The sequence below is a fragment of the Roseofilum sp. genome, assembly GCF_982964205.1.
The window spans coordinates 1-8,192 of sequence record NZ_CEZBFX010000167.1 but is presented as its reverse complement, the minus strand read 5'-3'; the positions used below and the strand labels follow the sequence as shown (position 1 = coordinate 8,192).

Genomic DNA, 8,192 nt, shown 5'->3' with positions numbered 1-8,192 from the left:
AATGTAAACAACACCAGCAGTGCATAAACTCAAAGAGTTTCAAGGAGTAGTTATATTGAGACCACTTGCAAAAAATCTTGAGGAGTTAAAATAGGAATACCTCTAAAGGGATGAAGTTCTAACAAATCCTTATCTCCAGTGATAATATAACTCGCATTGCCCGATATCGCTACTTCCAGGAATTTGTTATCCTTGGGATCTCGACAACTATCAATAGTTTCAGTAATTGCAATAACTTCTGCTTCTCTATACAAGCTGGCTAAAAAGTCTTCACGAATTTTTGTCGAGATGTATCGATCAAATTTGGGACGACTTAAAACTTCACTTATCTCCAATATAATATCGCTAGAAATCAGGATAGTTCCTTGGGTTTTACTGGCTTGAAAAGCTTTCATTGCCGTAGATTCAGTGAAGATTAAAGCACTGACGACTACATTAGTGTCAATCACAATTCTGTTAGTTGTCATCGTTAAGAATTGAGTCGAGAATTTCTGGAGTCATGCCATTGGCAATCGCTTGCTTACTTGCTTCTTCCATGATTTCTAGAAGGGGCTTTTGATTTATCGCTTTTTTGAGCATTAGATTAATAAACATGACAATTTTCTGTTGTTGTTCCGGTTCCGATTCTCGGTAATGTTTGGCCAGTTCAGCATCTACTGGAATAGTAATAGTTTCCATTATCGGCTATGGGATTATTAATTGGGGACTATTGTAATCTAGCATTTTTAAGATAAAAGCCTACAAAGAATCCGGATCGATATTTAACTGTCGCAGTTTTTCCCGTAGCTGTTGTAATTCCGATTTGGCGCGATCGCGCTGCAACTCCTTCTCCTGACGTTGGCGATTGGCTTCCTGAAGTTGATCGGCTTCCTGACGCAGGCGATCGGCTTCCTGACACTGGCGATCGCGCTCTCGCACGACATCCTCATAAGTCTCGAACACTTTCCCAGTCGGCGCAAACACCTGCAACTCTGGCGATCGGGTACTAAAACTCACTCCCAATAAAGGACTTCTCCAACCCTCCATTTGAGGAATTTCGGTTAATTTCCCCCCCACTTCTCAACCATCCTTGCAGTTGATTGAGTTCCAGATCGTAGACATAATATTCTTCCACGCCATAATGGTCGTAGAACTCAAACTTATCGTTCATCTCTCCTGTGGTATTGCTCGGTGAGACAATCTCTATCGCCACTTGAGGCACGATATTTCCTTCTTCCCATTGTTTATAAGAACCTCTATCTTTTTTCTCCACTCCCAAAACCACCATCACATCTGGTGCTTGACTGAACGGTAATTTTTCTTCTACTGGCGTTAACGTTCCCGCTCCCCCACGATAGCGCAAAGCGCTGTACCTATTCCCCATTCTCTGGAGAACTCGGTAGGGTGCTCGCATCCACTACAGGCGCACCATCGCGGAGTTTAACCACTCCTTCCGTGACGATGGTTTCGCCTCCCTGCAAGCCGTCCTGAACGACAAAGCTTTGATCCGTAATACTACTTAGGGTGACTGGGGTTTGGGTTGCCACTTGTGTGCCTTCCGATTCATTGACGACAAACACAAAAGCTTGGTCACCAATACGCGTAACTGCTGTCGTGGGAATGGTCACACTGGATTTGTCTTCCCAAACTACTTTTGCCTTCACTAATTGATCGGTACGCAATTGATTTTCGGCATTGGCATAGATACCTTTAATGGTAATGGTTTGGGTCTGAGCATCGGTTTGTGGTGAAATGAAGGACACGGGTATAACTCCAATGGGTTCATTTTGTTGAGTCTGCAACTCAATTCGGGTACCAATGCGGACTTGGGATAAGCGGTCAATGGGAATCTGGATCAGGACTTCTAAAGGTTGGGATTGACTGACAGTAGCAAGAAGGGTTTGGCTATCGACAAAATCCCCAACGTTGACTGGAACATTGCCTACGGTTCCTGAAAATGGGGCGTTAATTTCATAAAATCCTAAGCGGGCTTCTTGTTCGGCTGCTTGTTGCCTGGTGCGTTGCAGTTCTTGTTGGGCACGAGCAATTTCAGCCTCCGCCCCAGCAATGACTTGATCTTGGGCAGCGAGTTGGGCATCTACGGAGGCAATGAGGCGATCGTAGGCTCGGCGAGTACTGACGACGGTTGATTGAGCCGCTTCAATCACTTTATTTTGGTTTTCGACATCTGCTTGCGCTTGTAGATAAGAGCGTTCGGTTTGATCGGCAGTTTCTTGGGAAACCGCTCCATTGTCAGCTAGGGATTGATAGCGCTCATTTTCTAAGGTTTGGTAATCAAGTTGGGCTTGGCGGCGATCTAGTTCGGCTTCTTGGGAAAGTAGGGTGGATTTGGCGTTTTCCCAGTCGGCACGGGCGGAGTTGAGGTCTTTTTCGGTGGCAATACGGGCGCGTTCGGCGATCGCCGATTGTAAGCTACTTTTGGCGGTTTCTACAGCGGCTGTGGCAGATCCTACTTGGGCCAGTTGGGAATTTACGGCTGCCTGTTGTTCAATCGGATCGATGATAAACATCCGTTGTCCAGCGGTGACGCGATCTCCTAAATCCACATATCGCTCTAAAATATTCCCACTCACCCTAGGGCGCACATTGGCAATTTCTCTTGATACCAAGGACACATTATATTCTGTACCCTCACTGACCCGCCCCGATTCCACCTCTCCAAAGACTACTGGAACCGCAGGACGAGGCGTTGCCTGTACTTGTTCTTTGCCACAAGAGCCTAACAACATAGCACTGGCAATCAGAGGAAGAATCTTAAACGCAGTATGAATAGGATAATTGTTCATGGCAGGGATTATGCTAGAGCGTTCTTTTAACGCCAACCATTTTAGCTTCTGTCTGGTAAAGAGGCACTATAGCTTTATAATTTGGTAATGCTCGATTTCCTCGGGCGATCGCATCCTAAAACAAGGTCAATATTCCTTGATTGATATCCTGACTTAGAGAGACTACTGCATTATAATTATCTCACAGTAGCTGTTCTAAATCTCCTGTTGAACAGTTCCCGGGCCGTATCCAGATAACCTTGGGAGGGAACCCTAATAAGATGCTTAACTCCCTACAATCCGTATCTTTAGTCACAATTAGATAATTGTTTCGACAAGCATACTCCCAACTTTTGCGATCGGGTACAGAGGCTAATCCAAGTTTATCAACATGCATAGAATTAGGATAAATACCTGCCAGAATATCAACTAAACGAGGCGATAGATTCTGGTCAAATAAAAACAGCATTACTCAACTACCATCATAAATCGCTCCCGTTGAGCCGCAAAACTTAAACAAGCGAGGAGTATCCTCTTGTATTCTAACGGGTAAGGCTAGTTTCTAATTGCATCCTGGGTTAGAAATTTCTTTTGGCGGGAACGTTGTTTTAATTGTTGTAAACTCTGCTGTAAATGGGCAACCGATTCAGATTCTATACCCCCATAGCGCCACTGCACATAGGCTTGGGGAATCCTCTCAATTACGTTCGTTGTTTCTAAGCCATACTTACCTCGCAAGCTTTCAGCATATTCTTGAGGGGTTTGCGCTGGATGTTTGGGATAACCTGCTTCTTTAAGAATGTCTAAGTATTGTTGATAAATTCGCTCCATGGGATGGAGTTTAGAGAGCCATCTTTGCCGTCTCCACTGTTGCCATTGCTTAAATAAGACCCAGAGCAAAAAGGAGATCGCGATCGCCAAAATTGAACCGATAAAGAACCCCGTCCAGCCACTGGAAATCAATTGCCACAGACGAATCAGTGACCGAACTAAAACAGTCATAATAAATGCCCCGATCGCCGTAAGAGCATTTTTCACCGGAGACGGTAACCAACCGGCAACCCAATTCCAAAACTGACGCAGGACGCTAAAGCTTTGATAATCAGAAATTGAGGGCGGAATTAGGGGATGACCAGGAATCGGGTCAAAGCTAAACCAACCATACTCTGGAAAATAGACTTCTGTGAGGGCAAAGGCATCAATATTACGAACCACATACAATCCGGTAAAGGGGTTAAATTCTCCAGACCCAAAGCCGACGGCTAGACGTGCCGGAATGCCAATTGCTCTCAACATTATGGTTAACGTAGTAGAAAAGTGATCCGGATATCCACCGTTATATTTGAAGAGAAAGGCTTCTACCAGGTCTTCATTGCCATCAAAAAAGGGTAATTCTGGCTCAAGACTATAGCGTTGTTTCAAATATTGAGCCAGATACAGAGCTTTTTCATAGGGATCGGTTAAGGGATTTTCTGAAGTTGCCAACGCTTCTTCCGTTTTCTGACGTACCCGCTCTGCAATTTCTGGAGGAATTTGCAGATACAGCTCACGAATCTCTTGCGGATAGTCTGTCGAGGCTTCCCGCAAAACCGAGCGATCGCGATAGGGAACCTCAGAAATTACAGTGTAGGTTAATCCTTCTCGTAGGTTAAGGGGCGATCGCAATGCTCCATGTTTATCTATCCCCACTTCTCGCGTAGGAAAGTATAGATCCTCAACTTGATATAACGCCGGTATCAGGTTGGGTAAACGTTCAACCACCGTATAGGTTTGCACCACTTCCCGACTTCTGGCTAATGAAGAAATGCGAGGCATGTAAAATTTATACGACCAAGATGGGCGTTCAACCAATGCTGTACCCTCTTGCTCAATTTCCCATCCTTGACCGGTATAGCGATCGAACCCTAACACTCGCCAAAATCCTTCTGCTTGAGAGCGAACCCGCAACATTACCCTGGGAGTCAGTTGACCTCTCAAATTCTGGTTGATTTGACTATTAAACCCATAATAAAAGGTGTCATCCATTTGACCAGCTCCCTCACTAGGGGCTTCTCCTCCGCCCCCTTCACCCTCTCCATCCTCGGCGGTTTCTGGGTTGATAATGGTTCCTGGCAATCCCTGAAAGCTTTGTTCTTCTTCTTGCATTAGGGGAGGTGCGCTGACCGGGAAATTGCGTAATTGATAGCCGGGAACCCTAGGAAAGGCAGCAAACAGAGCCATGCCTAATCCTAGAATCACTAAGAGCATAAATCCCAATTGTTTGGGTGCTAGTTCTGGTGCTAAGGGGGTACGCTTACGAGTCGTCGAACGCCAATTCCAGGTGAGAGGCGATAATCCAAGCCGCGAGCGATAATCTAAAACCAGAGTAGGCAGGGCAATGACCAGGAACAGGAATAAGAGGGGGGAAAAGGCTAAGGTTTGGCTCAGAGTTGCAGCGACACCAATTAAAATCAGCCCGATCATCATCGAATAGCCCAAGTCTTTGCGGCGTGGTAAGTCGAAACTATGTAAGACTTGGAGATGAACTAGCAGTTCAGCCAGAACCAGTCGGGTATCGTTGAGTTGGGTAAACAGGTTTCCGAAAAATACAAAGAGGGCAATTAACATGCCAATAGCGATCGCAAATTTCGTGACTACATTGCGATCCTTGCGTCGATACCAACTCCACAGGGCCCCGATCGTACCCACAGGAACAGCCCACAGACTCATTTGGCTTCCTGCTGCCACATCAGTGGCCATAATTCCCACACTCACTAAGGCCTGAACCAATAGTCTTAAGAACATGGATTCTTCAGCCACGGGTTTTGGAAGGCGCTCTACATGCTTCCACAAGTCCGATAAGAAGGGAAAATTCGATCTCTGGCGCGTCCCTGATGAGTTTGCCATAGGTTGTATCTGGTTACGCTTGCTAATTTAAAGCTAAGAGCTAGTGTAACAAGATTTTTTGTCTTTGGTATCTGAATTTAGGGTTGAGATCCCATATGGGTCGGTTGAATAGCAAACATCAGGGGCGCTTCAGGATTATTTTCTAGCTCAATGACCAAACTGTAGGGGCGATCGCCAATAATATCAAATAACTCTACACTTAGATATCCAGGATCGCAGCGTTTGGAGATTGCCTGTCTACCTTCACCTTGAAACTGCACTGTTCCAGCACAAGGCAGAAACGCTTCTACCCGAAGTTGAGATTTCTGTTCAGTCCGGGTATAATGAGCTGCAACTTTCAAGGATCCAAGTTCCGTTTCCCAGTTCCGTTCTATGGAGGTTTGATTGACAACGGGAGTTAGGGTTAGGGTTTGGAGAATTTTTTGGGCGGCTAATAGAGAAAGCAGCATTTTTTGCGATTGTTGGACTTCCTCATACACTAAAGTCGGACGAGATTTTTGGGGAGAGCGCAATTCACCCAATAATAACGGACGGGCTATTCGGTTTAAAGTCAGAAACTGATTGGGAAATAAATTTTCTACTGCTTGCACCAATTTTGCCCCCTCTTCCAGAGTAGACTGGGCGACTTGCTGACATTGATTGAGTAATTGAGTCAGCAAAGACTCAGGGAGTTGTACAGGAACAGGCAAATTTAACTGTTTGAGCTGTAGCATCCAAGGTTGAGAAAGAACAGGGGGAGAGGATACCACCTCACAGGGGTCATCCTCATAGTCCATCATCGTTGTTTCCCAAGGAAATAAGGGAAGATTCGATTGCATTTCAGCTTGAATTCGTCGCTTTAATAAAGCCTGGAAACGGTCTTGCACGGCGGGGATCTCTCCTATCTCTAAAGGTTGGCCCTCTGGGTTTAAATGGGGGGGATAGATGCCATCGATATCTTCAGACTCTAAAGGATCGAGTGCCTCCCAATCCCAAGATGATTCATCGGGTTGATCTATCCATCGGGATGGATTGGGATCGGAATGGGAACTTGATGCTAGTTCTTCTGAAACTGGGGAAGAGTCATCCAATGGAGGATTGAGGAGCCAAGTAAAAAGGGCTTCAATTTTGGCTTCTGGGTCTTTATTCATGGCAAATTTTGAATTCTCCGGATAATTAGGCATTGCGGATCGCCCAAGCTTTCGCTAGGATTTTGATCCATCGTTTTTGAATTTGAGTGAGTGTACAGTCGAGTTGATCGGCGATCGCTTCATCATCAACCCGATCTTGTTTCAGATTAAGGTGTTTTCTCTGCTCTTCAGTAAGCTTGTTGGTAAAAGTTTCCCACTCTTGAGGCATTAGCCCTAAATTTTGTTCTAAACTTGCTTCTAACCATTCATGTACTAATTGCCAATGGGGGCCTAGGGAAAACCGTTCTAAGTGATATTTAAACCGTTGTTGTAGATAATCCCGTTCCCTAGGCGTAATCTCTAAAATCCATTCAATTTGTGAAGTGGCTAAATCCAGTAAACGGAAGACGAAATAATCCGCACATTTTTGCTGACCGCGTTCTTCTAGATACTCTAAAAGCATTTGCACAACTTTTTCAGTAATTTCATCGGCTTCTGGGATCTGTACCTGGTTACTGATAGCCTTACGGACTTGAGAGAGTGCAGGACTTGACCACTCGGAATCGGAGTCCGAACTACCTCCTTCTGAAGCCGTTTCAATATCGACTAGCTCTTCTGGAGGTTGTTGTTGAGAAAAGGTTTGCGCTCGTAAAATAATCAGTTGTTGCGAGCGATTCCCTTTCAGACGAATTCGGCGTTTAGCATAGCGCTCTGCAAAGGCCATGAATTCAGCAATGTCTAACCGAGTTTTTGGGTGATAGGTGAGGGGGAGTTCGGTTTCACGGCGAAAAGCATTAAAGGCTTCGAGGTAAAAGGCTTGTAAAAAATCCTCAATTAAGGTAGTGCGAGCTGCATAACTGGCTAACCGATAAGATGGATTTATATAACCATAAACAATCGCGGCTAAGGTACTATGGAGATCTTGACGGCCCTTAACCGATCCTTGCTGGTAATAGTGTAAACATTGTTTAAGGCGAAGTTGAGCCAGCTTTTTAGCCCACTCTTCCACTTCCCCTGACATTTGAATCCGTTGACTCTCCACGCAAATTCGAGCCACTTCAGTCGCTAACCGATGGGCGACTTCCCGACAGTTACGTTGTCCCGCTTGGGTTGAATTCTGGAGTTGTTGCCATAGGAGTTCAAAGATAGTTGTAAAAATCTGCTCCACAAGTTCCTTTCTCCCCCCCTAACCAAAGTGATTTGCTTAGATGAACGTAACACACCTTGGGTTGAGCTGCTTTTAGAAGAGGTTAATTCTTGTCTGTTGCTTGTTTCCATAGGCTAGACTAGGGATCTAGGACACTCTCTTCTGTCATTCTCCGAGGAATTATAGTGAATTCGATTAAGATTGATACAATCATGATTGATCCATGGTAGATACTGTCTTGGATGTCAAGGGGAGGAGATCGGGACGGAGATCGGAGCGGAGATC

General features: G+C 45.2%; 9 protein-coding genes. All 9 read right to left on the bottom strand.

Annotated features, from left to right (window positions below; all coding sequences use genetic code 11):
* Positions 1 to 50 precede the first annotated feature (50 nt).
* The 9 genes from AC3A14_RS23280 to AC3A14_RS23240 all read right to left on the bottom strand — a co-directional run bounded on the left by AC3A14_RS23280 (position 51) and on the right by AC3A14_RS23240 (position 7,928).
* Entirely contained in the window at positions 51 to 467 is a 417-nt protein-coding gene (locus tag AC3A14_RS23280) for a putative toxin-antitoxin system toxin component, PIN family (RefSeq protein ID WP_318735827.1), read from the bottom strand.
* Positions 457 to 678, bottom strand: a complete 222-nt coding sequence (locus tag AC3A14_RS23275; RefSeq protein WP_318735825.1) for a hypothetical protein — start codon at positions 676 to 678, stop codon at positions 457 to 459. Before AC3A14_RS23275 ends, AC3A14_RS23280 begins: the two co-directional genes overlap by 11 nt.
* A gap of 60 nt (positions 679 to 738) precedes the next feature.
* A complete protein-coding gene (locus AC3A14_RS23270; protein ID WP_318735824.1) occupies positions 739 to 996 on the bottom strand; it encodes a hypothetical protein in 258 nt (85 codons plus the stop codon).
* Positions 986 to 1,363, bottom strand: coding sequence for a Uma2 family endonuclease (locus AC3A14_RS23265; protein ID WP_318735822.1), 378 nt, complete (start codon positions 1,361 to 1,363; stop codon positions 986 to 988). Before AC3A14_RS23265 ends, AC3A14_RS23270 begins: the two co-directional genes overlap by 11 nt.
* Positions 1,353 to 2,786 carry an efflux RND transporter periplasmic adaptor subunit gene (locus AC3A14_RS23260; RefSeq protein WP_318735820.1) on the bottom strand — a complete coding sequence of 478 codons (1,434 nt, stop codon included), beginning with the start codon at positions 2,784 to 2,786 and terminating at the stop codon, positions 1,353 to 1,355. Before AC3A14_RS23260 ends, AC3A14_RS23265 begins: the two co-directional genes overlap by 11 nt.
* Before the next feature lie 181 nt (positions 2,787 to 2,967).
* A complete protein-coding gene (locus tag AC3A14_RS23255) occupies positions 2,968 to 3,234 on the bottom strand; it encodes a DUF5615 family PIN-like protein (RefSeq protein ID WP_413039172.1) in 267 nt (88 codons plus the stop codon).
* 86 nt (positions 3,235 to 3,320) lie between these two features.
* Positions 3,321 to 5,651 (bottom strand): transglutaminase TgpA family protein, encoded by a 2,331-nt coding sequence (locus tag AC3A14_RS23250; protein WP_318735818.1) that lies wholly within the window; start codon positions 5,649 to 5,651, stop codon positions 3,321 to 3,323.
* A gap of 77 nt (positions 5,652 to 5,728) precedes the next feature.
* Positions 5,729 to 6,781: a hypothetical protein gene (locus AC3A14_RS23245; RefSeq protein WP_318737387.1), complete on the bottom strand. Its 1,053-nt coding sequence runs from the start codon at positions 6,779 to 6,781 to the stop codon at positions 5,729 to 5,731.
* 25 nt (positions 6,782 to 6,806) lie between these two features.
* Positions 6,807 to 7,928, bottom strand: a complete 1,122-nt coding sequence (locus AC3A14_RS23240; RefSeq protein WP_318735813.1) for a hypothetical protein — start codon at positions 7,926 to 7,928, stop codon at positions 6,807 to 6,809.
* Positions 7,929 to 8,192 lie beyond the last annotated feature (264 nt).